Consider the following 22147-nt stretch of genomic DNA (forward strand, 5'->3'; position numbering starts at 1 on the left):
GGATGAACATTATTTTAGCAATTATCTAGTAAAAGGATGACATGGCGCAAAGCTGGCCACCCTAAAAATATTTTAGAAGATAACTATGTTGCTAGAATAGCGGTTCATCCTCTTTTTACTAGTAACTTACGTTTTTTAAATTATAATGAATCTAAACAAGTTAGGGGAGTGACTTTTATGACCAAAATCTTTTCCGTTCGTAATCTTAATTACGTGGTTAACGGAACCAGAATTTTAAATTCAATTGATTTTGATGCGGAACTTGGTGATTATGTTACGATAATTGGCCCATCGGGGTCGGGGAAAAGTACTTTTTTAAAGATTTTGGCCACGTTGCTGACCCCGACAAGCGGAACGATTATGTATCATGGGGAAGACCAGCTTGCGATCCCCAAAATTGAATACCGTAAGGAAGTTTCTTATTGTTTTCAGCAACCCACGTTGTTTGGGGAAACGGTGCGCGATAATTTAGCGTTTCCTTTTGAAATTCGTAACCATCCTTTTAATGCTGATAAGGCAGTTAGGTCGCTCGAACAGGTCGATTTAACGGCGCGCTTTTTGGACAAACCAATTGTTGATCTCTCAGGTGGCGAAAAACAACGGGTAGCGTTGGTACGCAACTTACTCTTCCCACCAAAGGTCCTTTTGCTAGATGAAGTTACCACGGGGTTAGATGTGGATACCAAGGCGATTGTCCATCAATTAATTGAAAAAATGAATCAAAAAAGTAAAATTACGGTTTTGGCAATTACGCACGATGAAGCCGAAATTGGTTTAGCTCATCGGTTAGTAACAGTTGAAAATGGCAGAATTGTAGGTGAACGACATGAACTTAATCGTTAGTCCCTTAGCATTATCCTTCGCCATCATCCTGGTGATTATTGCCTTAGGAATCAATTTACACGAAAAAATTGGTTTGGAAAAAGACATGGTGGTGGGCGTAGTACGAGCGGTTATTCAATTAACCGTCGTGGGTTACGTTTTAACGTACGTTATTAAGGTTGATCGGGTGTGGTTAACCATTTTAATGGTGTTAATCATCATCTTTAATGCCGCTCTTAACGCAAAAAAACGGGCGGACAAGATTCCCCACGCGTTTTTTATCAGTCTTTTAGCGATTAGCGTGGCCACCGTAACTACCATTTGCTTGCTAGTGTTGGCCCGTGCAATTAAATTTACCCCCAGCCAAATCGTGCCAATTTCTGGGATGATTGCTAGTAACACGATGGTGGCGATTGGTTTATGTTACCGTAGCATGAACCAAACCTTCAAAGACCAGCGTCAAGGGGTTTTAGAACGATTGGCGTTAGGAGCTAATTTAAAACAGGCGTCACGGGCGATTGTTCAAAGTTCAATTAAGACGGGAATGTCGCCGACCATTGACTCGGCTAAGACGGTTGGAATTGTAAGTTTACCCGGAATGATGTCGGGGTTGATTTTTGCCGGAGTGGATCCGACAAAGGCAATTTTGTACCAAATTATGGTAACTTTCATGTTACTAGCGGCTACTAGTATTGGTAGCGTGATTGCGTGTTATATGGCGTATCCGCTTTTTTATAATGATGATTTACAGCTAAAATAACTTTGCATCACAGCAGCGGATGTGTTATTATTTTATTTGGCTTGAATGCCAACAATTAACAATGTTCCGCTGGCTCCGGGTGAGTTAAGAAGATTGGTGAAGGGAAGATTTTTTGATGAATGAATTAATCAACAAGATTACAAAAGAACAACTTCGCGATGACATTCCTGAATTCCGCGCTGGTGATACTGTTCGGGTTCACGCTAAGGTTGTTGAAGGTAACCGCGAACGGATCCAGATGTTTGAAGGGGTAGTTATCAAGCGTCATGGTTCAGGTATTAGTGCTACATACACTGTTCGTAAGATCAGTAACGGAATTGGTGTGGAACGGACATTCCCACTCCATTCACCACGTGTAGCTAAGATTGACGTTGTTCGTTACGGTCGCGTTCGTCGTGCTAAGCTTTACTACTTACGTGCACTACATGGTAAGGCAGCTCGGATTAAGGAAGACCGTCGTAAAGCTAACGCTATGAAAAACAAATAGTCTTTAGCCCTACTAAGATTGGGTAACGACTATTGAAGAAACCAATTCGCTTAATTGCGGGTTGGTTTTTTTGTTGTTAAGAATGAAAAGAAAATGCTAAATTTTTTAAATTTCCATGGTCAAAAAAAAGAGCCTCGACTATCGTTTAGCAGCAGCTGTTTATGGTACTCCACTTTGGGGAGCTTTTATGACTGATTTAGTAGCCATTAATGAAAGTAAGAGTGATAACGTGGTTAGTGGGGAAGCTGAGGTCAAGGCACTGGAATCACATCTTGATCAACTTGGCGTTTCATCTCGGGCCGTCTTGGTTGGACTTGGAGATAAAACTGCCGCAACTTTACGTCAATTTGCGCAACGCCCGGTTGAAAAGCTACCCCATTATTCAGGCGCAAACGGACACTGGAAAGCTGCTAATACACGACAAGCAGTTCTAAAGATTGCTGAAAAATATTAATAACTCAACTAGGTAATTAATCAAAAAGGAATCCGGAGTATTCGAGGAGCATTTCGTATACTTAGGATTTCTTTTTGATTTGATAACAAAGACTATAAATTAGTTATTAATTCATTATTAGTGACTAATTAAGTTGAGAGAACATCATGAGCTTTAAGTAAATTAACCGAGCGGTTTACCATTATTAGAATTAACGATCTTCAAGAGAGTACGTATATTAAAATTTCAAGCAAAAATAAAAAGGAAAGACATACCTTTAAACGAGATATGACTTTCCTTTTTTATTAAAACCTTTTACTACGCTTGGATAAACTTAACGGCAGTCCCGTAAGCGGCAACCGACTGCATATCCGAACCAATTGATCCAGAGTCAAAACGCATCATGACTACGGCGTCGGCGCCCATTTCTGCAGCATTTTCGCGTAAACGTTGGACCGCGATGTGGCGGGATTCGTCTAACATCTTGGTATAGTCCTTAATTTCGCCACCAACGATATTTTTCAGTCCTGCGCCAATATTGCGCACCAAGTTCTTTGATTGGGTGGTTAAGCCAAAAACTTCTCCAAGCACCTGATATTCCTTGCCAGGAATGTGTTCGGTAGTGGTAACTAACATTTCTTCCATAAAAATTCCTCCTCGTATAAGTTACGGACGTAAATATGCATAACCAGCGGATTGCTTTTCTACTGGTTCAACAACCCCCGAGGGAACAACTTTTGCTGCTGAAATTAAACTCCCGGGATTAATTTGTCGTTGGTCTAATGAATTTTGGCAAACGGCTAACTGATTTTGTGGTTGTAGTGCGAATTGAATTGACGCACTACGAGCCTGTGTAGTTTGTAAATCCACCACTGCCGGACCGTTAACAAGTAATTCGATCACGTCGTCTGAATTAACGTAATGCTCATTCAAATGTGCGAGATTGCTTAACACCATCGGCCATTTTTCAATTTCGTCAATATGGATAATTATTTTCATTAGTAACGAGTCTGCCTTTCTCAATGGTTATGTAACTCATATTATAACGCGAATCAAAGACGGTAGGGAGCTAAAAGCAAGTTACACAATCAGTTTATTTGTACACCATTAACGATGTCTAGGATGTATAAAAAAGACTTGACACGTTAAAAGCCGGTCTAAAGGTAATTTTGGTACATGGGGTTAATTAATTGTGACGATTCACATCAAACTGTTTCAGTAAGAAAGGAAAGCCTTCAGCCCCGTGGTTACGGAGTTTAGCGGAGCTTTATTAAAAAATAGAAAAAAGTTCATATTTTAAAATCAATTGCGCAAAGATATTTTTCTCGCTATTCTTTTGAATATTCCTTATATAAGGAATCGCAAGGAACACTCGGTTGAGGAGGAAATAAGAATTTGAGTATTTTAAACGCGGCAGAAATCATGGAATTAATTCCAAACCGTTATCCAATCTTGTTTATGGATTACGTTGACGAATTAGAACCAGGAAAATCAATCATTGCAACTAAAAACGTTACTATTAACGAAGAATTTTTCCAAGGACATTTCCCGGGTAATCCGGTAATGCCTGGCGTATTAATTATTGAATCATTAGCACAAGCAGCTTCAATTTTAATTTTGAAGTCGGAAGAGTTTGCTGGGAAAACAGCATACCTTGGCGCGATTAATAATGCTAAATTCCGCCAGATTGTTCGTCCCGGGGACGTTTTGAAATTACACGTCGAAATGATTAAGAAAAAACGCAACATGGGGGTTGTGGAAACTTTTGCAACCGTTGGTGAAAAGAAAGTTTGCCAAGCTCAATTGACCTTTATTGTTGGGGCGACTGACCAGCCTAAAGCATAGTCGGTGAAGTAAATGGGATTAAAAATTATTGATTCGGCAAAGTATAGTCCAGAAAGGATTATTACTAACGACGAGCTAGCTCAAACGTTAGATACGTCGGACGAATGGATTTCAAAACGAACCGGCATTAAGCAGCGACATCGAATTGATGAAGAAACTAATGCTGTAATGGCAACTAGGGTCGCAGAAGATTTACTAGCCAAGACGAATACCGCTCCCGAAGAGGTGGATCTGATCGTGGTGGCAACCATGTCTCCGGACTACCAAACTCCTTCGGTGGCTGCGCAAGTTCAAGGTGCTCTTAAAGCTTCTAGAGCCATGGCTTTTGACATTAGTGCTGCGTGCAGCGGATTTGTTTACGGGATGAGCGTGGTGAACCAGATGCTTCAATCGCCGAATTATCATAAGGCTTTATTAATTGGTTCAGAGGCGCTCTCTCGCTTATTAGATTGGCAAGACCGGAGTACGGCAGTTTTGTTCGGTGATTCCGCGGCGGGCGTTTTAGTTGAAAATGATCCCGCGAGTTCTGCTAGTTTAATTGCCGAACGACTAACTACTTATGGCGATTTAGGGGAACACCTCACAGCTGGTAACGTAGCTGCGTTAACCGATTCAACGCAATCTTATTTTTTTCAAATGAATGGCCGCAAGGTTTACGAATTTGCAACTAACCGGGTTCCTGAATCAATTCGTGAAGTGTTACAAGCGGCGGAAATTGACGCGAGAGACGTTAAGTATTTCCTGTTACACCAGGCGAATGCCCGCATTATTAAAAGCGTGGCCAAACGATTGGAACTTCCGATAGAGAAGTTTCCGTTTAACATTGCTGATTATGGGAATACCGCGGCAGCCAGTGAACCGTTGCTTTTAGCAGAACTGATGCAGGAACATAAAATCCAACGCGGCGACATCATTGTGTTCAGCGGCTTTGGCGGTGGTCTGACCATCGGAACTAACGTAATTAAATTTTAAAAACATATTATTTGGAGGAACATAAAATGACAAAAGAAGAAGTATTCGCAAAGGTACAAGAAGTAATCGCAGACCAATTGGAAAAAGACGCAAGCAAGATCACAATGGAAACTAGTTTTTCAGAAGATTTAGAAGCAGATAGCTTGGACATCTTTGAAGTTGTGGATCAATTAGAAGATGAATTTGATATCGACATTGATACTGACGAAAACATGGATACCGTAGGCAAATTAGTTGATTACATCATTGAAAATCAAGATTAGTTTTAGTCAGTATTAAGGAGAGCGTAATGGTTAAAGCAGCATACTTATTCAGCGGACAGGGTCAGCAGTTTGCGGGAATGGGGCAAGACTTCTATAAAACTGAACCAGCTTATCGGGCTTTAGTTGATGAAGCTAGTCAAATTTTAGACCAAGATTTTACAGATCCTGCGGTAATGGATGATCCCGTCAATACCCAATTAGCGATTGTGATTTTTAGCTTAGGGGTGGAACGAATTTTACGGCAGGAAAAACTGCGGGCAGAAAAATTTGTGGGACTAAGCTTAGGTGAGTATTCTGCATTGTTAGCGGCAGGTAGTTTTTCATTGGCGGATGGTTTAGCAGTAATTGGAGACCGTGCGCGATACATGAGTGAAGCTGGTAAACAAAACCCTGGTCAAATGGTAGCGGTGCTCAACGCAGAACCTTCAGTAATTGATGAAGCGTTAGCGGATGCCCGAGAAGTTGGTGACGTTTTTCCAGCAAACTATAATACGCCAAAACAAACCGTTTTTGGTGGCAACGCAGAGGGAATTGAACGCTTTAGTGCGGCTTTAAAGGCGGCAGGCGTAAAACGCGTTGTTCCAATCAAAATGCCGGTGGCTTCGCATACTCCGTATATGATGCCAGCTAGTGCTCGTTTAGCAGAGCGCTTAGCAAACGTTCCGGTTCAAGAACCGCAAATCCCGGTAATTAGCAATACGCTGAAGGCACCGTTTACCGTAAGTAATTTGAAGGAAACCTTAGTGAAGCAGTTAACACATCCGACTTACTTTACGGATTGTTTAAATAGTTTAAACGTTGATGAATTGGACTGTCTTATTGAAGTGGGACCTGGTAAAGCGCTGAGTGGTTTTGCGAAAAAAACGTTAAAAAAAGCGGAACTACCAATTTTTAACGTTGACCGGGTGGAAAATTTAAATAAATTACGCGAGTTCCTGGTGACTAAACAAGCTAAGGAACCGGTTATCTAAAGGTTTACGGACATTGATAGACACGAATAGGCTGGGAAAATTTAATTTAAGTTTTCTCAGTCTTTAATTAGGAGGCCATAATAATTGGATATTAAAGATAAAGTTGCGGTAGTTACTGGCGGAACGAAAGGAATCGGACTGGCAATCGCTAAAGATTTAGCGCAACAAGGTGCGAAGGTCTTTATCACTGCGCGCCGGGCAGTTGAAGATGAAGCGTTACAAAACGAACTTAATGATTTAGGAATTACCTTCAAGAACTTGGATATTCGCGCTGACGAAGCAGTGGGGACGTTGCTTAACGAACTTAACGAAGAACAAGGTCACGTGGATATTGTCATTAATAACGCCGGCATTACCCGCGATAAGTTGTTGAGTCGGATGTCGGTAGAAGATTTTGAAGAAGTTATCGCGACTAACCTGGTAGGAACTTTTTCAGTTACTAAATACGCAATGAAAATCATGCAAAAGCAACGTTCGGGAAACATTGTCAACATTTCTAGTATTTCAGGAACTCACGGAAACGTGGGCCAAGCTAATTATTCTGCTAGCAAGGCGGGAATTGTAGGTTTGACCAAAACAACCGCCCGTGAAGGTTTGTTAAGAAATATTCGGTGTAACGCGATTGCTCCCGGCATGATTGAGACGGCAATGACGGGAAAACTAAGCGACAAGGTTCGCGCTAAGACTGAAGAAATGATTCCAATGCACCGTTTTGGTCAACCGGAAGAAATTGCCATGGCGGTAAGCTTTTTACTGAAAAATAATTACATTACTGGGCAAGTTCTGACCGTGGACGGCGGATTGACCCTTTAAATCAAGGAGGAAAATATGACTAGAAGAGTTGTTGTAACGGGAATGGGGGCATTAACCCCACTTGGTAATAGTCGGGACGCCTTTATTGAAGGGTTAAATGAATCCAAAGTAGGAATCGACCAGATTACTCATTTTGATGCTGAACCTACTGGAATTACGGTTGCTGGAGAAGTTAAAGATTTTAACGCTACCGAACGTTTAGAAAGAAAAATTGCTAAGCGGATGGATCCATTTTCCCAATACGCTTTGTACACGGCGGTAGAAGCCATGGAGCAAGCCGATTTTAAGGATGGCGAAGTGGATCCCGAACAGATGGGAGTTATCTACGGCTCTGGAATTGGCGGGTTAACCACAATTCAAGAACAAGTAATCAAAATGAACACCAAGGGACCTAAACGAGTTTCTCCGTTGTTCGTTACTAATTCAATCACGAACATGGCGGCGGGTAATATTTCGATGTACTTTAATGCCAAAAATACTAGTCAAGCAATCGTTACAGCTTGTGCTAGCGCTAATAATGCCATTGGTAATGCGTTCCACCATATTAAAAATGGGTATGCGGACGTAATGATTACTGGTGGTGCCGAATCATCAATTAATGAAATCGGAATTGCCGGTTTTGCGGCCTTAACAGCGTTATCTACCGCGACGGATCGTTTACGCGCTTCGATTCCGTTTGATAAGGAAAGAAATGGCTTTGTCATGGGTGAAGGAGCCGCTACCTTAGTTTTAGAAGAGTACGAACACGCGAAGGCCCGTGGTGCAAACATTTTAGCAGAAATTGTCGGCTACGGAATGACTAGTGACGCTTTCCACATGACCCAGCCAGATCCTGACGGCCGTGGAGCTATCCGGGCGATGGAAATGGCCTTACAAGAAGGCGGTTTAACTCCTGCAGACGTGGATTACATTAACGCCCACGGGACTAGTACCCACGCTAATGATAGCGCGGAATCTAAAGCAATCGCGAAGGTTTTTGCTGACAACAATCATTACCAAGTAAGTAGTACTAAGTCGATGACCGGACATTTATTAGGGGCGGCAGGTGCCATTGAAGCCGTAGCAACCATTGCGGCATTACAAAATGACGTGATGCCAGTAAACGTCGGGCTTCAAGTTAAGGATCCGGAAGTCAACATTCCGTTGGTAACGGAAGACAGCCGGCGAACAAAGGTTCATGCAGCAATCAGTAATTCCTTTGGTTTTGGCGGGCATAATGCGGTATTAGCATTTAAGAGGTGAGAAAATGGAAGAGATTGATTTAGATAAATTATTAACTAAATTGGATCAATCGTCGTTTACGTCATTTGAAATTCACGACGGCGACTTTAATTTAAAGGTTAAAAAAGAAGCAGTAGCGGTTAGCCAACCCGTAATGCAAAATAATCCACCGGTAGCGGAAGCGGCTCCTTCCGTGCCTGAAAGCGAACCGTTAGCTGAAATTAAGGCACCGTTTGTGGGAGTGGTTTATTTTGCTCCGGCAGAGGGCGAAGATCCGTATATTCAAGAAGGTAGTACGGTTAAAAAAGGTGACACCGTTGCCTTGATTGAAGCAATGAAGATGTTTAACGAAGTTCATTCACCAATTGAAGGCGAAGTTGTCGAAATCCTGGTTGATAATGGTTCGATGGTGGAATATGACCAGCCAATCGCTCGGATTCGCGAAAAATAGGGGGGCGTGGAAATGGTAAATGTACAAGACATCATTCCCCAACGGCCACCATTTCAATTAATTGACCAGTTGATTAATTTAGAAGATGGCAAAAAGGCGGTTGCCCAAAAGCAAGTTACCATCAACGAATGGTTTTTTGGCCATCAAAGCGAACTATTTATGCCGGAACCACTATTAATTGAGGCTCTTGCGCAAACGGGGGCCTGTGCACTACTATCAGCACCCGAATTTGCTGGCAAAAACGCCTTTTTTGGCGGGATTAAGTCGGCAATCTTTAACCAACGGGTGGTTCCTGGAAACGAGTTAACCCTAACCGTGGAATTAACCAAACTGAAGCGTCAAATTGGGACGGGCCACGGGGTGATTGAAAATGAGCGACACGAAGTGGTTTGTGAAGCTGATTTAACTTTCATCGTGGGCTAGAAAGAGGAGAGTATTGATGTTTCAAAAAGTTTTAGTAGCCAACCGGGGTGAAATTGCGGTACAGATTATTCGTTCGTTACACGAGCTAGATATTCAGGCAGTGGCAGTCTATTCTACCGCAGATGAAAATAGCCTCTTTGTACGCCTCGCGGATGAAGCAGTCTGTATTGGCGGTCCCCAACCAGCGGAATCGTACCTAAATACTTTTAACATTGTTAACGCAGCCATTTTAACCGGCTGTGACGCAATTCATCCGGGCTATGGCTTTTTATCAGAAAATGCTGAATTTGCGCGGTTGTGTGAAGAAAGTAATTTAAAATTTATCGGACCAAGTTACCAGACAATCGAGTTGATGGGTAATAAATCACGGGCCCGTGAAACCATGATTAGTGCGAACGTACCGGTTATTCCAGGTAGTAACGGGATGGTGCGGGATTTAGAAAACGCCATGGTGGTTGCGGAGCAGATCGGTTATCCCGTAATGCTAAAGGCGGCCGACGGTGGTGGCGGAAAGGGAATCCGGCGAATTAATTCACCAGACGAACTAAAAAAAGCTTACCAAGCGGCGCAACGTGAAGCACAAACTTCTTTTGGTAACGCGGATTTATACCTAGAAAAAATTATTGAAAACGCCAAGCATATTGAAATGCAAGTGATTGCCGACCAGTATGGACACTACGTTTTCTTACCGGAGCGAGATTGTTCACTTCAGCGGACCAATCAAAAGGTGATTGAAGAAACGCCTTGCGCAGTAATTTCTCACACGGAACGGGAAACTTTAGGTGAAATCGTGGTTCGGGCGGCTAAGGCAATTAAGTACTATAACACCGGCACCATCGAATTCCTTATGGATCAAGATCACCATTTTTACTTCATGGAAATGAACACGCGCCTACAAGTGGAGCATACCGTTACCGAAGAAGTTACTGGAATTGAATTAATTAAGGAACAAATTAAGATTGCGGAAGGCCAAAAATTGAGTTTTAGTCAGCTTGACGTAAACATTTTAGGTCACGCAATTGAATGTCGGATTAATGCTGAGGACCCTAGTAACAACTTTATGCCATCGGCTGGTAAGATTGACCACCTCTTTTTACCGGTGGGAACCATGGGAGTGCGAATTGACTCGGGAATTACCCAAGGAAGTTTAATTCCACCGTTCTACGACTCGATGATCGCTAAAATGATTGTAAAAATGCCGACTCGTCAAGAAGCAATTGTTAAAATGCGACGAGTTCTAAAGGAATTTGAAATTAATGGGGTTAAATGTAACAAGACGTTCTTAGAAGCGTTGTTAGTTGATAAAGGGTTTGAAAAGGCACAATTTTCAACTAAATATATTGAAAATAACTTTTTGAAAGAGTGGTTGAATAATGAAAAGTAAGTTTTCCTTGCCAACCCAAGAAGAAATTGTTAAGCGCCTGAAGAAGATTCCGGAAGGCTTGTGGCGTGAATGTCCCGAGTGTCATGAGAAGTATTACTATCGTCACGCGGGTAGCTTAGAAGTTTGTCCCAAGTGTGGGTACGGAATGCGAATTGGTGCGCGCAAGCGAATCAAGATGATCTGTGACGAGTTTGAAGAGTGGGATAAAGCCCTTACTACCGACCCTCAGAACGCTGACCCAAAGTATCGCCAGAAGTTAGCAAACGGGATTAAGCAGACCCGGGTCAACGAGAGTGTTCTGACTGGAAAGGGTAAAATTGGTAATTTTGCGGTAGCTATTGCGGTGATGGACTCCCGGTTTATCATGGGAAGTTTAGGCCAGGTTACCGGACAAAAAATTGCCCATCTTTTCCAAAAAGCCACCCAAGAGCGGTTACCCGTGATCATCTTTACGGCTTCTGGCGGAGCGCGGATGCAAGATGGAATCCATTCCCTTATGCAAATGGCGAAGGTGTCTGACGAAGTGGCTCGGCATAGCGCGGAAGGCTTGTTATACATCGCGGTTTTGACTGATCCAACTACCGGCGGGGTGACTGCCAGTTACGCAATGCAAGCTGACATTATTTTGGCAGAACCGAAAACCTTAATTGGTTTTGCGGGACGGCGGGTAATCGAACAAACCATTAACCAAAAACCGCCTAAGGATTTTCAAAAGGCAGAAACGTTACTTAAAAATGGATTTTTGGATGCAATTGTCGAACGCAAGGACTTAAAAAGCTACTTAAATAACTTGTTAAGCCTCCATGCGGAATGAATAAGCAGGGATGAAAATGACAAAAACAGCATATGAAACGGTTATGGCAGCCCGGGCCAAAGAAAAGGTTGCCACCGAAGATTTGATTAATAATATTTTTACCGACTTTACTGAATTTCATGGTGATCGGCAATTAAGCGATGATCCGGCAATCATTGGTGGAATTGCTCGACTAAATGGTTTACCGGTGACCGTTATCGGAACCCAAAAGGGAAAAAATACTGCCGAAAATATTGAACGCCATTTCGGGACGGTCGAACCGGAAGGCTATCGTAAGGCAATTCGTTTAATGAAACAGGCTGAAAAATTTAAACGCCCAGTAATTACCTTTGTTAACACGCCGGGTGCGTATCCTGGAATGGATGCTGAATATCACGGACAGGGATCGGCAATTGCCCAATGCTTAATGGTGGGCATGGAGCTACGGGTACCATACATCAGCGTAATTGTTGGTGAAGGTGGTAGTGGTGGCGCATTAGCCTTGGCAACTGCGGATCGAGTCTGGATGTTTGAAAACAGCATCTATTCGGTGCTATCGCCAGAAGGCTACGCCTCGATCGTTTGGAAAGATGCTAAACGAGTGGCGGACGCGGCGGAAGAATTAAAGCTGACACCAGAGATTCTGCTGACCGAAGGAATCATTGATAAAATCATTCCGGAAGTTGTCGACCAAGAAAGCACGAAAGTTTTAAAAAATATGTTAGTTTCCGAAGTGGAAAGTTTACGACAATTTTCGGCTGACGAACTTGTTGAACAGCGCCACGAACGGTTTAGTAAATTTTAGAAAAGGGGTTACCGATTTGGAAGGAATACTTAGTGGAAAAACAATTATTGTAATGGGCGTGGCCAATAAAAATAGTATCGCTTGGGGATGTACCCAAGCGATCATTAACCAAGGCGGCCGAGTAATTTTAACTTACCAAAATGATCGAATTAAAAAGAGCTTAAGCAAATTTGTAGCTCCTGACGTTCCCTTAGTGGAATGTGACGTGGCCGAAGATGAAAATATTGAAGCTGCTTTTGATAAAATCAAGGCGGAATATGGCGAAGTCGACGGGATTATTCACGCGATTGCCTTTGCCGACAAGGAAACCTTAGAAGGTGGCGTAATTAATACCAAAAAGGCTGGCTACAATTTAGCGCAGGACGTGAGTGCCTATTCATTGATCGCGGTATCTCGTTATGGCGCAAAAATTATGAAGAACTCGGGAAGCATTGTAACGTTAACATACTTTGGCTCCACCCGGGCAATCCCTAATTACAACATGATGGGAATTGCAAAAGCAGCGCTAGAATCTAGTGTACGTTATTTAGCAAGCGACCTTGGCGAACAACACATTCGGGTTAACGCAATTTCTGCTGGAGCAATTAAAACCTTAGCAGTTACGGGAATTAAGAAACACCGTGATCTGCTAAAAGAATCTCAAAGCCGGACGGTGGATGGCGAAAACGTTACTACTGATGAAGTGGGAAACGTTGCGGCATTCTTAGTAAGTGATCTGGCAACCGGAGTAACGGGTGACGTGATTTACGTGGATAAAGGCGTGCATTTAATGTAAGCACAAGTCATACAAAAAAATACGAGATGATATCCCTATAACACCGGGAATTGTCTCGTATTTTTTTAAAAAAGATTCCATATTATTAAGTATAAATGGGAATTGATGTGGGATTTGGTGTGGGATTTTAAAATTTCCCAGATATTTTGTCTGATACTGATAAAATAGAGCTTTCATTGGCTCTAAAATATTGATTAGTCATATCAGGCTTAGCATGTCCCAGCCATTTCATTACTGATATATTGTTAATGTTGGACTGTAAAGCTACTGTAGCAAAATAGTGGCGTAGCTTATGAGGATGAATTTTTATGTTACATTTTTTAGAAACGTCCAAAAATAGTCTGTTAACGTATACTGGCGTCATTGGCAGACCAGTTCTTATCGAAACTACTATATAATCATCCGGCTTGATCGTTTTACCTCGGCGAAGCCGGATTTTTTTGGATAATCTTAATACTATTTCAATATCATCGTTCATATCTTCGTTAGCAATAATATAACGGTACGAAGAGGTCGTTTTCAGACTTGCACCATCCTTAACAACGGGATTACGTGCGCGATCAAAGGTGACTTTATAACGCTTGGTATTGTCAGGACTTGTTATCTTTTCAAAGGACTCGTATCTAAGACCTAATAATTCGCCACGCCGTTCGCCTAAAGTTAATAGACGAATAACAGAATAGTAGTAGGGGTTAAGGATTTCCTTGGCAGTCTTAAACCATTTTTCATAATCTTCCTTTTCAATAGTCATGCTTTTTGCTTGTTTAGCATGGGGAATGTCAATTCGCTGAATTTTATTTTTAACAATGTAGTCGTTGTATTCAGCATAATTTAAAATTGTCTGAAACATTCCATTAATATCCTCAATATATGCTTTTGAGAACCCGCGTTTGGCCAAGCTATTAATATAATCTTGATATTCTGCTCGACTTATTTTACTTATTTTAGTGTTCGCGAAGTCTTTCTTCACAAAATTTTTAACATACTTATCAGACATGTGAGCAGTTGTTTTGCGCCATTTACCAGAATTAAGTTTGAGTTTTTTCATCTCTTCATAGCACTCCACAAGCGTCATATTAGACTTGTCCTTAGGTTTTACTTTATCAGCATATAAATCAGCATTGAATTTGTCTAACACTGCTTTAGCATCAGAAATGGAATGCAGACCGCTTTTTGTGAACTCAGACCGTTTTTGTCCAGGTAATTGGTAAGTACGTCGCACTCCATATTTATATTTATTCTCATTTTTGTTTTTATAACGGTAAATATTAGGGTATTTCTTCAGCGGTTCCCATTTTGGCATTATAAAGATTCCTCCAATTTGTGTACTTTTTAATCGAAAATACAAACGTATGTTCGTTTTGACTTCAAAAAAATAAGCCTCTAGGCATTGGTGATACTACTTATTGTGTACGCTTATTTATATACACTTTCCAAGATTCGACTGACATAAGATAGAGTATTTTGATATTCTTCCTCGTTGTGAGGAACGTTTAAATCCAAAACGTCTAAATCTGAGTTATTCAAGTCTTTTTGTAGTCTAGTAATGAGTTGTTTATAAGTCATGAAGTCATTATCACTCATCTGATCCATATTATAATTCATTGTGGTACCTCCAATTTATTTAGTTAATTCCCACATACGGAGTTGAACCGTATTAAATCACCGGAGTGGGGAACGATCCGTTATAAGTCATTCAGAAAGTTCTTTTACTACTTCATTTCTTTTACTGTATAAAACGGGTTTAATTTCATTTTGTGTAAATAAATTTAAAATATCTTCATTGATAGCTTTGGGTTTATTCTCTTTGTCTAAATCATTCAAGAAAACATAGAAAGCAGATCTATCGTCTAATATAGGTCGAGTTTGTTCTACATCAGTTAGAATTGATTTTGCAAACATTGGATTGTTAGCATAAGACATGGTTTTTATAAGCTTAGTTGGAATATCTTTAAAACCAGCTATTGTATATTCGAATTTATGGGTTAATCCACTTTGTCCGATGAAGTTTGCATTTTTGGTAGTTCTTATTCCATTATTTTCAAAGAAAGTATTAAGATCTTCTAAAAATAGAGTACTAGTATTTGATTTAGCAGTCATAAACATGTCATTTACAAACAAAATTGCTTGTAACACTCGATGTTTAGCTTCAGGAAATTTTTCATAACTAAGTTTATCAATAAATAACTCAGTTCCATCTGTTTGGACACCATAGGTTTTAAGCTGTTTTATAAATATCTCCTTGCGTTTAGGTGACCGGGATATGCTAACTCCCATATCTTCAAGATTATTAATAGTCCATCCATCATCTGATATTTTAATAGTGTTGTCCCTATTTTTTACGGCATAAATAGATATCTCATCAGAAAAATTATCGTAGAAAGGGAGGTCAATTCTGACGACATCAGATTTGATATTATAGAATTTTGAGTTATTTTTATACCATTTGAAATAGTCGTCACTTAGCTTTTTTGCATCTAACGAAGCCATTGTTCTTCCTCCTTTCTTAAACTGTATTTTTCTTAATATTAACAAATTTTATAAAATTAGACACGGACTCTGCCAAATCATCATCTTTATCAAATGGAAATTTATCTAATTCATATGCATAATCTGTCTGTTCTTTTCCGTCAAATTTATAGATATGTATATGATTACCGCTAACTTTAACACCGTCATTATTGATATGGTTGGATCCGTTTATACATAAACGTACAAGATGCTTGTTATTGTCTAAGAATCGTATATGTATAGAATATTTTGTGTCAAGCTTTCCACGGTATGTTTTAAACTTATATTCGATATTATTTAGTTTATCGAGTATAGTTTCTTCATGTTTATATTGGCCAAACATAGGTACATCAATTTGTGGGTTTTTCAAAAAGTATTTAAGCTCTTTGATTAAAGCAGTAACTTCTATTTCAGTTAAAGTATCTAAGTCCATTTTGTTTCTCCAAATTATATAATTAGTGTAGTGGAATGCCCACCGGCGGAATCGAACCGCTGCGTGTCACCAGAGTGGGATAGTATTATTTGGAAATCTTCTGTTCCCAATAATCATTAACATTTGCCTTAACGTCTTTGTTGCTCATGTTGGAAGGGTCCAGTTGCTTCAACTGCGATCCTTTAATACCAAATGACAACACTTTTGTGTGTTTAACAACTTTGCCTTTATCATTTTGTAAATCAGCGTAGTATGTAACATTAAAGTTTTCGTATTGATCGTAGCCATCAAAAGATTGAATACCATTCAAAACATCCATCATTGAATTTCGTTCAATACTCATATCCATAAAATCTTTATCATAGATTTCAATACCTGCAGTGTAAGGCTTGGTTGAGGTCTGTCCTTGTACTGTAACTTTTGTATGATTTAACCCAGAATATCCATCCTTTAAAGCCTTTTTTATTTTGTTAGATAGTTTTTGCAAATTACCGTTAGAACTATCGAGGGATGCATCTTCTGATTCATCATTAATAACAAACATATTCGCAATTTTAATTTCTTTTTTAGCTCGATGATTACCATCATCTGCAGTCATTAAAAGCATATCCACATCATTCGAATTGTTTGTGTTTCCCTTCAGGTTGAAGTGTTCACCTATAGAAAGATGTTTAGAAAGTTTGGAAAAACTACTATTTTTTTGTTCAGATTTAACTGTTAAATTAATACCTTTCAACGCTATTCCATTAATAGAAAAGTTACCATTTTTGTCAGTGCTATAGGACCCAATATCATTTTTTTTAGTGGTAATTTTTATAAAATCTGTAATGGTTGATGCATTCTTGTGATCTTTTTTACTGTGTTGCTCTGATTCAGATGTGTCGTTAGGGATATAACTAGCAACCGTAAATGAAATAAGAAATAGGGGGAGAAAAATAAAAGCAATTTTTCTTCCAGAATGCTTATTGTTATTTTTTTTAATATTAATAAAACCAATAACCATTGAAATTATTAGCCCCAAAAAAGATATGCCAAATATGATTAATAATATATTAAGTAAAAAGTCCAATAGTAACCTCCAAAAAATATCAATTTTCACCATTAATATTTGAACAAGATTGTAATTTTGCCTCTAATTTAGTTAGTAGGCAACCCATAAGTAGCCTCTAACTCACGGATAGTATTAGGCAATCGATCGTATTCTTCTACATAAAATAAAGCTAAAAGGCCACTGGCAAACTCGTTAGCCTGGTTTTCAAATTCGTCATACCCGAATCTCACGCCTGTGTAGTACCCAGCTAAGCCTTCATGCATAAAATAGTGGCCGAGCTCATGGGCCAGCGTAAAATACTTTTGCGGCGAATCACGTAAAGAGTCGTTTAAAATGATGATAACTCCCTTATCATCGTAATTTGTCTTGCCTAACGGCATACGTCCAAGATAGCAATAACGTACATCTATATTTAGTATTTCAGCGATTTTAAACGGATCGGCGGTCTTGTATCTTTCTTGAACAGTTTTTATAAAATTTTTAACCAAAGACATTGAAACACCACCTAATTGTGTTTGTGACGATCCCAAAATATTTGAGTCATCGCGATTTTTAATTTTTCTTTTTCTTCTTCTGTTAAATCATCGCCGCCAAACGTAAAAGAACCATCATTATCATCAAGGAACTTTTTTAAATCGAAAACATCTTGCTTGTTAGCCCATTTGGGAGTGCCATTTTTACCTAACAAATAATCAGTCGTTACATCGAATATGTCAGACAATTTATTCAACTCTTCACTTGACACTTTTCTAGTCCCGTTTTCAATTTTGTTCATAGCAGATTTATCTATTTTAAGCCTACGTGCTAGTTCTGTTTGTGTTAGATCCATAGACTCACGTAGATCAACAATTCTTTTGCTTAATTTATTTTGCTCCATAATTGACCTCGTTTCTATTTTTACAATTATATAATAACAATGTTTCTAAAAAAGATACTTTTTGTTGCAAAAAAAGCAACAAAAAAAGATTGACGTTTCTAAAATCACAACGTATAATAAAAACATAAAGTTGAGATAATCGAAACAAGGGGGTGATTAAATGTTGTATGAGATCAATCTTGTCGCAATTAAAAAAGCTAGATTATCAAAAGGCTTTACGATGGAGAGAATGGCTAAATTCCTTGATTTAGACGGTAAGTCTAATTACTACAAGAGAGAAAATGGAATGACTAATTTTAAATCTACCGAATTGCCCGTATTATGCGATGTTTTGGATCTAAATTATGAAAAAATTTTTGTAAAATCGTTGCGAAAATCGAAACGCAAGGAGGTGACAGCATGAATAAAGACATAACAGTAAATTTAACTCTCGATGGACACTCCATTGGATGTGTTAAAGCAGCCAATGATTTAAAAATCGGCCTAACTACCATAAAAGTTAGTTCAGGAGATCATGATATTTTCATATCCACAACAGATAATCTCCCTAAACTACTAATTGATAATCAGACCGTTAATGGAATCTTGCAAATTAAATTTGTGGGACAAATAGAGCAGGATTCAAGCTTGGAATTGTTGGTAAATACTCAAGCTTTTAAAATGACTGAACTAGGGAAAAAATTACTTTTTGAAAATAACAGTTGTGAAGCCCCAGCCCGGGCCAATTGATTCTAAAGATATATGTGCATGTCTTTGTGCCCACTCAACAATGGCTCCGTTGTCATTGTGATGAGGCTCAGATGCAGGAATATTGAAATAGTTTCTATTTTCCCGTATAGCATCGGCATATAGATCATTTAATAAAGCATAAAAAGTTGACATGTAATCACCACCTTCCAGTGCTGATTATACGCTATTAAGTTTTCAAGGAACGGAGGTGAAGAAATGATAATTAAAAAAGCAAAACAATTACACAAGCAATTAGGAGCACAACAATATTACGACCTTTGCAATGAATGGCTTGAGGAGCAGGATGTATTGTTCTCTCTCAGGGAAGGGATCATTCCTGAATTAGCATTCCAAGCAATGTGTCGGGGTGACATCCCAGAACGTGCTGTGAAGCAAAAGATTAACGCAATGCCTACAGCGATAGTTAGCTAATCAATCTTTTTTACACTTTTAATAATACCGTGGGATTACGTGTATTAAAATCCCACGCAGTACACAAAAAAGGAGGTGATTCAAGTTGGTAATAGAGGACGTGATGGATGAGTTAGACAAATGTTTAATCCGTAATAGATTAACCCGAACGCAGTTTGCAAATGCATTACACGTGTCCAAGCAGGCCGTATCGAACTGGTTCTCCAGTGATAATCACGTGATACCGCTAGACAAATTAATTAGCATTGCTGATTTGTTAAAGGATGAAAGATTTAAATTTGTCGTTGCTGATTATGTACTGGACACGCGATTGCTTGCTAAAAACGAATATGCTTCCGATCCATTATCACAATTTATGAGGGTAAATAAAGAGGAGGAAGAACGGAGACTACTTAATGAACAGGTACAAGTGATTTTAGCTAAACCAGTTACTTATTGGAACGACGAGGAACGAAGCTTCTTGATTAAATTTAGAAAAGAATTCTCTGAAGAGCGACAGGCGGAAAATGATTTCGCAATTGCGCTAGATGAGGCATTGGAGGTGATTTAATTGGCAGTAATCCAATTTGAAAGGATTGATGAAAAAGTAGCTGATCGAGTGGTTGAATTAATCATCCCTAAAATCGAGGAACGTTTAAGCTCAGCGACTAAACCAGACCAGTTGCTCACGCAGGAGCAAGTAATGAAAAAGTTGCACGTCGGTTTTGAATTGTTTAAGCGTGATTATTATCCAACGATGCCACATATTGGGTATGGTAAGGGAATTCGGTACTCGGAAAAAGCTGTTGATAAATGGATTCAAGAAAATCAGAAGACGTTAATGGAGGAATAATATGAATTTTCTAATGTTTATGGGTGCAGCATTTATTGGAATGCTAATCGATAGAATCCTTATCTTTTTGGATGATCCAAAAGATAATATCAAATATTTCGAAGAAAAAAAGAAAGGAAATTGTTATGTCACCAAGAGAAATTAAGCCAACAAAAAAATCCCGCACGGCCATGCGAGATTCAACAGCTATAAATATTATCTATGCTTTTATCTTACCACCGAAAGAAGGTGCCGTAAATGTTTCCATCTAATCAGTTTGATAATTGGTTACAGAACACAACAGTTGATAATTATTACAACGGAATTGCGTTAAGGGAATTAACAGATGAAGAGATCCAGGACAAAGCTTATGCCAAGTTAGAAAAAATGGACTCTATTGATATGGCAGAGATGCTGGAAGATTTAATTTATGACAACAAAATTCCGGCGCAGTTAATTGCTTACATTTTCGGAATCGATACGGAGGTAGGAACTAATGAGTAATGAACTAATGACTAAAGCTGTCACGTACGAAGTTAATAATGAAGAAGTTAAATTATCGGGACAGATTGTTAAGCAGTACCTAACAAGTGGACAAGCAGTGACGGACCAAGAAGTAACTATGTTTATACAATTGTGCCGCTACCAACATTTAAACCCGTTCTTAAACGAGGCGTATCTAGTTAAGTTTAATGGTAAACCGGCTCAAATAATTACTTCAAAAGAAGCATTCATGAAACGGGCGGAATCGAACCCCAATTATGCTGGGTTAAAAGCTGGTTGCATCGTAGAGCGGAATGGAGAACTTATCTACACAGAAGGGGCTTTCACTTTAAAAACTGACAATATTTTAGGAGCATGGGCGGATGTCATTAGAAAAGATCGTAGGGAACCAACCCATGTTGAAATATCGATGGATGAGTTCAGTAAATCACAAGCTACTTGGAAAAGCATGCCGGCAACAATGATCCGGAAGACGGCGATCGTTAACGCATTAAGAGAAGCGTTTCCTCAAGATTTAGGAGCCTTATACACAGAAGATGATAAGAATCCTAACGAAGCTACCCAAACAACCTATAAACAAGAACCTGAAGTTAATACTACAAAAACGGCGGACGTTCTTGCAAAGAAATTTTCAGGAGCGCCCCAAATTAAATCTGTAGAAAATGTACAAGAGTCTGAGGAGGAATCAAATAATGCAAGCAACCATGGAGAAGCAACAGAACCCGTTAATAACGTTGAGGAACCAACAGCCACTGCCGAAGTTGAACAGGGACAATTACTATGATTTAGCGACTGAAAGCTACATGTCGTTTTCGTTGTACAAGCGCTTTAAGAAATGCGAAACCGAAGCCATGGCTTATCTTAATGGAGAACTCCCAGAAGAAAAAGAGACTAATAAGAATTTGCTAGTAGGCAATTATCTACACACCTATTTTGAATCCGAACAAGCCCATACGGACTTCATTGAAGAAAATAAGAAAGAATTAATCAGTAGTAAGGGCAATACAAAGGGTAAGCTCAAAAGCGACTATAGGTTAGCGGACAAGATGATTAAAGCCCTTAACCAACAGGAGTTATTTAAGGGTGTCTACCAGGGTGAAAAAGAAGTAATCCTAACTGGCGAATTGTTTGGGATGAATTGGAAGGTCCGAATTGATTGCTTACATGTTCCCAAAGATGAATCAGACGTAGCTTACTTTTGCGATTTAAAGACGTCAAAGAACCTGCATGCTAAGTTTTGGAACAATGAGCTACATGAATGGCAACCGTTTGTAACTGCCTATAGCTATGATTTACAGATGGCGGTTTATCAAGAGATTATCCGTCAAAACTATGGTATGACGTTTGCACCATTTATTTTTGGGGTGTCAAAAGAAGATGTGCCTGAGGTAATGGGAATTGAATTTAAACAGGCAGAGCTAGACGAACCGTTATCCGCGTTAGAGGTTGATATGCCGCACATTATTAGACTGCTAAAGGGCGAAGAGGAACCCCTTAGCTGTGGTAGATGTGATTATTGCAAAGCTCATAACCAATTAACCGGGTTTGTAGACATCGACTCGCTACTAGATTAGGAGGCCG

General features: G+C 39.5%; 34 protein-coding genes. 25 read left to right on the top strand and 9 right to left on the bottom strand.

Annotation, left to right across the window (positions count from 1 at the left end):
• Positions 1-177: 177 nt before the first annotated feature.
• The 4 genes from HMPREF0623_RS01240 to HMPREF0623_RS01255 all read left to right on the top strand — a co-directional run bounded on the left by HMPREF0623_RS01240 (position 178) and on the right by HMPREF0623_RS01255 (position 2523).
• A complete protein-coding gene (locus tag HMPREF0623_RS01240; protein ID WP_002831500.1) occupies positions 178-843 on the top strand; it encodes an ABC transporter ATP-binding protein in 666 nt (221 codons plus the stop codon).
• Positions 827-1582, top strand: a complete 756-nt coding sequence (locus tag HMPREF0623_RS01245) for an ABC transporter permease (protein WP_004165726.1) — start codon at positions 827-829, stop codon at positions 1580-1582. The genes HMPREF0623_RS01240 and HMPREF0623_RS01245 overlap by 17 nt, the downstream gene beginning before the upstream one ends.
• A 115-nt stretch (positions 1583-1697) precedes the next feature.
• A complete protein-coding gene (gene rplS, locus HMPREF0623_RS01250) occupies positions 1698-2069 on the top strand; it encodes a 50S ribosomal protein L19 (protein ID WP_002831503.1) in 372 nt (123 codons plus the stop codon).
• A gap of 115 nt (positions 2070-2184) precedes the next feature.
• On the top strand, positions 2185-2523 hold the full coding sequence (locus tag HMPREF0623_RS01255; RefSeq protein WP_004165727.1) for a hypothetical protein: 339 nt from the start codon (positions 2185-2187) through the stop codon (positions 2521-2523).
• Positions 2524-2820: 297 nt separating this feature from the next.
• Here HMPREF0623_RS01255 and HMPREF0623_RS01260 read toward each other — a convergent pair whose 3' ends face one another.
• Both HMPREF0623_RS01260 and HMPREF0623_RS01265 read right to left on the bottom strand, forming a co-directional pair.
• A complete protein-coding gene (locus HMPREF0623_RS01260) occupies positions 2821-3147 on the bottom strand; it encodes a heavy metal-binding domain-containing protein (RefSeq protein ID WP_002831506.1) in 327 nt (108 codons plus the stop codon).
• 21 nt (positions 3148-3168) lie between these two features.
• Positions 3169-3501 carry a DsrE family protein gene (locus HMPREF0623_RS01265; protein WP_004165728.1) on the bottom strand — a complete coding sequence of 111 codons (333 nt, stop codon included), beginning with the start codon at positions 3499-3501 and terminating at the stop codon, positions 3169-3171.
• Positions 3502-3897: 396 nt separating this feature from the next.
• Between HMPREF0623_RS01265 and fabZ the strand changes: the two genes are divergently transcribed.
• The 12 genes from fabZ to fabI all read left to right on the top strand — a co-directional run bounded on the left by fabZ (position 3898) and on the right by fabI (position 13218).
• Positions 3898-4347 (top strand): 3-hydroxyacyl-ACP dehydratase FabZ, encoded by a 450-nt coding sequence (fabZ, locus tag HMPREF0623_RS01270; protein WP_002831508.1) that lies wholly within the window; start codon positions 3898-3900, stop codon positions 4345-4347.
• Positions 4348-4359: 12 nt separating this feature from the next.
• A complete protein-coding gene (locus HMPREF0623_RS01275) occupies positions 4360-5319 on the top strand; it encodes a beta-ketoacyl-ACP synthase III (RefSeq protein WP_004165729.1) in 960 nt (319 codons plus the stop codon).
• A 26-nt stretch (positions 5320-5345) separates the two neighbouring features.
• A complete protein-coding gene (gene acpP, locus HMPREF0623_RS01280; protein WP_002831510.1) occupies positions 5346-5582 on the top strand; it encodes an acyl carrier protein in 237 nt (78 codons plus the stop codon).
• Between the two features lie 26 nt (positions 5583-5608).
• On the top strand, positions 5609-6553 hold the full coding sequence (locus HMPREF0623_RS01285; protein WP_004165730.1) for an ACP S-malonyltransferase: 945 nt from the start codon (positions 5609-5611) through the stop codon (positions 6551-6553).
• An 84-nt stretch (positions 6554-6637) separates the two neighbouring features.
• A complete protein-coding gene (fabG, locus tag HMPREF0623_RS01290) occupies positions 6638-7366 on the top strand; it encodes a 3-oxoacyl-ACP reductase FabG (RefSeq protein ID WP_004165731.1) in 729 nt (242 codons plus the stop codon).
• Between the two features lie 15 nt (positions 7367-7381).
• Positions 7382-8608 carry a beta-ketoacyl-ACP synthase II gene (fabF, locus tag HMPREF0623_RS01295; RefSeq protein WP_004165733.1) on the top strand — a complete coding sequence of 409 codons (1227 nt, stop codon included), beginning with the start codon at positions 7382-7384 and terminating at the stop codon, positions 8606-8608.
• Between the two features lie 4 nt (positions 8609-8612).
• Positions 8613-9038 carry an acetyl-CoA carboxylase biotin carboxyl carrier protein gene (locus tag HMPREF0623_RS01300; RefSeq protein WP_004165734.1) on the top strand — a complete coding sequence of 142 codons (426 nt, stop codon included), beginning with the start codon at positions 8613-8615 and terminating at the stop codon, positions 9036-9038.
• Positions 9039-9050: 12 nt separating this feature from the next.
• Positions 9051-9461: a 3-hydroxyacyl-ACP dehydratase FabZ family protein gene (locus HMPREF0623_RS01305; protein ID WP_002831515.1), complete on the top strand. Its 411-nt coding sequence runs from the start codon at positions 9051-9053 to the stop codon at positions 9459-9461.
• 16 nt (positions 9462-9477) lie between these two features.
• Positions 9478-10845 carry an acetyl-CoA carboxylase biotin carboxylase subunit gene (gene accC, locus HMPREF0623_RS01310; RefSeq protein WP_004165735.1) on the top strand — a complete coding sequence of 456 codons (1368 nt, stop codon included), beginning with the start codon at positions 9478-9480 and terminating at the stop codon, positions 10843-10845.
• Positions 10835-11659, top strand: coding sequence for an acetyl-CoA carboxylase carboxyltransferase subunit beta (locus tag HMPREF0623_RS01315; RefSeq protein ID WP_004165736.1), 825 nt, complete (start codon positions 10835-10837; stop codon positions 11657-11659). Before accC ends, HMPREF0623_RS01315 begins: the two co-directional genes overlap by 11 nt.
• 16 nt (positions 11660-11675) lie before the next feature.
• Complete coding sequence (gene accA / locus HMPREF0623_RS01320; protein WP_002831518.1) at positions 11676-12443, top strand: carboxyltransferase subunit alpha; 768 nt, start codon at positions 11676-11678, stop codon at positions 12441-12443.
• Between the two features lie 16 nt (positions 12444-12459).
• On the top strand, positions 12460-13218 hold the full coding sequence (gene fabI, locus HMPREF0623_RS01325) for an enoyl-ACP reductase FabI (RefSeq protein WP_036671191.1): 759 nt from the start codon (positions 12460-12462) through the stop codon (positions 13216-13218).
• A gap of 127 nt (positions 13219-13345) precedes the next feature.
• Here the strand turns inward: fabI and HMPREF0623_RS01330 are convergent, their stop codons facing one another.
• The 7 genes from HMPREF0623_RS01330 to HMPREF0623_RS01360 all read right to left on the bottom strand — a co-directional run bounded on the left by HMPREF0623_RS01330 (position 13346) and on the right by HMPREF0623_RS01360 (position 18090).
• Positions 13346-14521, bottom strand: coding sequence for a tyrosine-type recombinase/integrase (locus HMPREF0623_RS01330; protein ID WP_004165738.1), 1176 nt, complete (start codon positions 14519-14521; stop codon positions 13346-13348).
• A 113-nt stretch (positions 14522-14634) separates the two neighbouring features.
• Positions 14635-14823 carry a hypothetical protein gene (locus HMPREF0623_RS01335; protein WP_004165739.1) on the bottom strand — a complete coding sequence of 63 codons (189 nt, stop codon included), beginning with the start codon at positions 14821-14823 and terminating at the stop codon, positions 14635-14637.
• 87 nt (positions 14824-14910) lie between these two features.
• The gene (locus HMPREF0623_RS01340; RefSeq protein WP_036671193.1) at positions 14911-15708 is read right to left on the bottom strand and encodes a DUF1828 domain-containing protein; all 798 of its coding nucleotides are present in this window, start codon (positions 15706-15708) and stop codon (positions 14911-14913) included.
• A gap of 16 nt (positions 15709-15724) precedes the next feature.
• Positions 15725-16162, bottom strand: coding sequence for a DUF6978 family protein (locus HMPREF0623_RS01345; RefSeq protein WP_004165741.1), 438 nt, complete (start codon positions 16160-16162; stop codon positions 15725-15727).
• An 85-nt stretch (positions 16163-16247) separates the two neighbouring features.
• Positions 16248-17264, bottom strand: coding sequence for a hypothetical protein (locus tag HMPREF0623_RS01350; RefSeq protein ID WP_004165742.1), 1017 nt, complete (start codon positions 17262-17264; stop codon positions 16248-16250).
• A gap of 35 nt (positions 17265-17299) precedes the next feature.
• Positions 17300-17707, bottom strand: coding sequence for an ImmA/IrrE family metallo-endopeptidase (locus tag HMPREF0623_RS01355; protein ID WP_004165745.1), 408 nt, complete (start codon positions 17705-17707; stop codon positions 17300-17302).
• 11 nt (positions 17708-17718) lie between these two features.
• Positions 17719-18090: a helix-turn-helix domain-containing protein gene (locus HMPREF0623_RS01360; protein WP_004165746.1), complete on the bottom strand. Its 372-nt coding sequence runs from the start codon at positions 18088-18090 to the stop codon at positions 17719-17721.
• Positions 18091-18250: 160 nt separating this feature from the next.
• Here HMPREF0623_RS01360 and HMPREF0623_RS01365 point away from each other — a divergent pair, with 160 nt between their 5' ends.
• The 9 genes from HMPREF0623_RS01365 (at position 18251) to HMPREF0623_RS01400 (ending at position 22140) form a co-directional block, all read left to right on the top strand.
• Positions 18251-18493, top strand: a complete 243-nt coding sequence (locus HMPREF0623_RS01365) for a helix-turn-helix domain-containing protein (protein WP_004165747.1) — start codon at positions 18251-18253, stop codon at positions 18491-18493.
• Complete coding sequence (locus HMPREF0623_RS01370; RefSeq protein WP_004165748.1) at positions 18490-18819, top strand: hypothetical protein; 330 nt, start codon at positions 18490-18492, stop codon at positions 18817-18819. The genes HMPREF0623_RS01365 and HMPREF0623_RS01370 overlap by 4 nt, the downstream gene beginning before the upstream one ends.
• A 216-nt stretch (positions 18820-19035) precedes the next feature.
• Positions 19036-19251, top strand: a complete 216-nt coding sequence (locus tag HMPREF0623_RS01375; RefSeq protein ID WP_004165750.1) for a hypothetical protein — start codon at positions 19036-19038, stop codon at positions 19249-19251.
• 85 nt (positions 19252-19336) lie between these two features.
• Entirely contained in the window at positions 19337-19801 is a 465-nt protein-coding gene (locus HMPREF0623_RS01380) for a helix-turn-helix domain-containing protein (RefSeq protein ID WP_126130475.1), read from the top strand.
• A complete protein-coding gene (locus HMPREF0623_RS01385) occupies positions 19802-20083 on the top strand; it encodes a hypothetical protein (protein WP_004165753.1) in 282 nt (93 codons plus the stop codon).
• Positions 20084-20208: 125 nt separating this feature from the next.
• The gene (locus HMPREF0623_RS09755; protein ID WP_262347917.1) at positions 20209-20334 is read left to right on the top strand and encodes a hypothetical protein; all 126 of its coding nucleotides are present in this window, start codon (positions 20209-20211) and stop codon (positions 20332-20334) included.
• Positions 20321-20566 carry a hypothetical protein gene (locus tag HMPREF0623_RS01390; protein WP_004165755.1) on the top strand — a complete coding sequence of 82 codons (246 nt, stop codon included), beginning with the start codon at positions 20321-20323 and terminating at the stop codon, positions 20564-20566. The genes HMPREF0623_RS09755 and HMPREF0623_RS01390 overlap by 14 nt, the downstream gene beginning before the upstream one ends.
• A complete protein-coding gene (bet, locus tag HMPREF0623_RS01395; RefSeq protein WP_004165756.1) occupies positions 20559-21350 on the top strand; it encodes a phage recombination protein Bet in 792 nt (263 codons plus the stop codon). Before HMPREF0623_RS01390 ends, bet begins: the two co-directional genes overlap by 8 nt.
• Positions 21259-22140 carry a PD-(D/E)XK nuclease-like domain-containing protein gene (locus HMPREF0623_RS01400; RefSeq protein WP_004165757.1) on the top strand — a complete coding sequence of 294 codons (882 nt, stop codon included), beginning with the start codon at positions 21259-21261 and terminating at the stop codon, positions 22138-22140. The genes bet and HMPREF0623_RS01400 overlap by 92 nt, the downstream gene beginning before the upstream one ends.
• The last annotated feature ends 7 nt before the right edge of the window (positions 22141-22147 follow it).

It is taken from the genome of Pediococcus acidilactici DSM 20284, from assembly GCF_000146325.1.
Classification (GTDB): domain Bacteria; phylum Bacillota; class Bacilli; order Lactobacillales; family Lactobacillaceae; genus Pediococcus; species Pediococcus acidilactici.

Excerpts from the sequence above, each read along its gene's own strand:
- HMPREF0623_RS01240 (WP_002831500.1), top strand. The coding sequence starts at position 178 with ATGACCAAAATCTTTTCCGTTCGTAATCTTAATTACGTGGTTAACGGA.
- HMPREF0623_RS01245 (WP_004165726.1), top strand. The coding sequence starts at position 827 with ATGAACTTAATCGTTAGTCCCTTAGCATTATCCTTCGCCATCATCCTG.
- rplS (WP_002831503.1), top strand. The coding sequence starts at position 1,698 with ATGAATGAATTAATCAACAAGATTACAAAAGAACAACTTCGCGATGAC.
- HMPREF0623_RS01255 (WP_004165727.1), top strand. The coding sequence starts at position 2,185 with ATGGTCAAAAAAAAGAGCCTCGACTATCGTTTAGCAGCAGCTGTTTAT.
- HMPREF0623_RS01260 (WP_002831506.1), bottom strand. The coding sequence starts at position 3,147 with ATGGAAGAAATGTTAGTTACCACTACCGAACACATTCCTGGCAAGGAA.
- HMPREF0623_RS01265 (WP_004165728.1), bottom strand. The coding sequence starts at position 3,501 with ATGAAAATAATTATCCATATTGACGAAATTGAAAAATGGCCGATGGTG.
- HMPREF0623_RS01275 (WP_004165729.1), top strand. The coding sequence starts at position 4,360 with ATGGGATTAAAAATTATTGATTCGGCAAAGTATAGTCCAGAAAGGATT.
- acpP (WP_002831510.1), top strand. The coding sequence starts at position 5,346 with ATGACAAAAGAAGAAGTATTCGCAAAGGTACAAGAAGTAATCGCAGAC.
- HMPREF0623_RS01285 (WP_004165730.1), top strand. The coding sequence starts at position 5,609 with ATGGTTAAAGCAGCATACTTATTCAGCGGACAGGGTCAGCAGTTTGCG.
- fabF (WP_004165733.1), top strand. The coding sequence starts at position 7,382 with ATGACTAGAAGAGTTGTTGTAACGGGAATGGGGGCATTAACCCCACTT.
- HMPREF0623_RS01300 (WP_004165734.1), top strand. The coding sequence starts at position 8,613 with ATGGAAGAGATTGATTTAGATAAATTATTAACTAAATTGGATCAATCG.
- HMPREF0623_RS01305 (WP_002831515.1), top strand. The coding sequence starts at position 9,051 with ATGGTAAATGTACAAGACATCATTCCCCAACGGCCACCATTTCAATTA.
- accC (WP_004165735.1), top strand. The coding sequence starts at position 9,478 with ATGTTTCAAAAAGTTTTAGTAGCCAACCGGGGTGAAATTGCGGTACAG.
- HMPREF0623_RS01315 (WP_004165736.1), top strand. The coding sequence starts at position 10,835 with ATGAAAAGTAAGTTTTCCTTGCCAACCCAAGAAGAAATTGTTAAGCGC.
- accA (WP_002831518.1), top strand. The coding sequence starts at position 11,676 with ATGACAAAAACAGCATATGAAACGGTTATGGCAGCCCGGGCCAAAGAA.
- HMPREF0623_RS01330 (WP_004165738.1), bottom strand. The coding sequence starts at position 14,521 with ATGCCAAAATGGGAACCGCTGAAGAAATACCCTAATATTTACCGTTAT.
- HMPREF0623_RS01335 (WP_004165739.1), bottom strand. The coding sequence starts at position 14,823 with ATGAATTATAATATGGATCAGATGAGTGATAATGACTTCATGACTTAT.
- HMPREF0623_RS01340 (WP_036671193.1), bottom strand. The coding sequence starts at position 15,708 with ATGGCTTCGTTAGATGCAAAAAAGCTAAGTGACGACTATTTCAAATGG.
- HMPREF0623_RS01345 (WP_004165741.1), bottom strand. The coding sequence starts at position 16,162 with ATGGACTTAGATACTTTAACTGAAATAGAAGTTACTGCTTTAATCAAA.
- HMPREF0623_RS01350 (WP_004165742.1), bottom strand. The coding sequence starts at position 17,264 with ATGGTGAAAATTGATATTTTTTGGAGGTTACTATTGGACTTTTTACTT.
- HMPREF0623_RS01355 (WP_004165745.1), bottom strand. The coding sequence starts at position 17,707 with ATGTCTTTGGTTAAAAATTTTATAAAAACTGTTCAAGAAAGATACAAG.
- HMPREF0623_RS01360 (WP_004165746.1), bottom strand. The coding sequence starts at position 18,090 with ATGGAGCAAAATAAATTAAGCAAAAGAATTGTTGATCTACGTGAGTCT.
- HMPREF0623_RS01365 (WP_004165747.1), top strand. The coding sequence starts at position 18,251 with ATGTTGTATGAGATCAATCTTGTCGCAATTAAAAAAGCTAGATTATCA.
- HMPREF0623_RS01370 (WP_004165748.1), top strand. The coding sequence starts at position 18,490 with ATGAATAAAGACATAACAGTAAATTTAACTCTCGATGGACACTCCATT.
- HMPREF0623_RS01375 (WP_004165750.1), top strand. The coding sequence starts at position 19,036 with ATGATAATTAAAAAAGCAAAACAATTACACAAGCAATTAGGAGCACAA.
- HMPREF0623_RS09755 (WP_262347917.1), top strand. The coding sequence starts at position 20,209 with ATGTCACCAAGAGAAATTAAGCCAACAAAAAAATCCCGCACGGCCATG.
- HMPREF0623_RS01390 (WP_004165755.1), top strand. The coding sequence starts at position 20,321 with ATGTTTCCATCTAATCAGTTTGATAATTGGTTACAGAACACAACAGTT.
- bet (WP_004165756.1), top strand. The coding sequence starts at position 20,559 with ATGAGTAATGAACTAATGACTAAAGCTGTCACGTACGAAGTTAATAAT.
- HMPREF0623_RS01400 (WP_004165757.1), top strand. The coding sequence starts at position 21,259 with ATGCAAGCAACCATGGAGAAGCAACAGAACCCGTTAATAACGTTGAGG.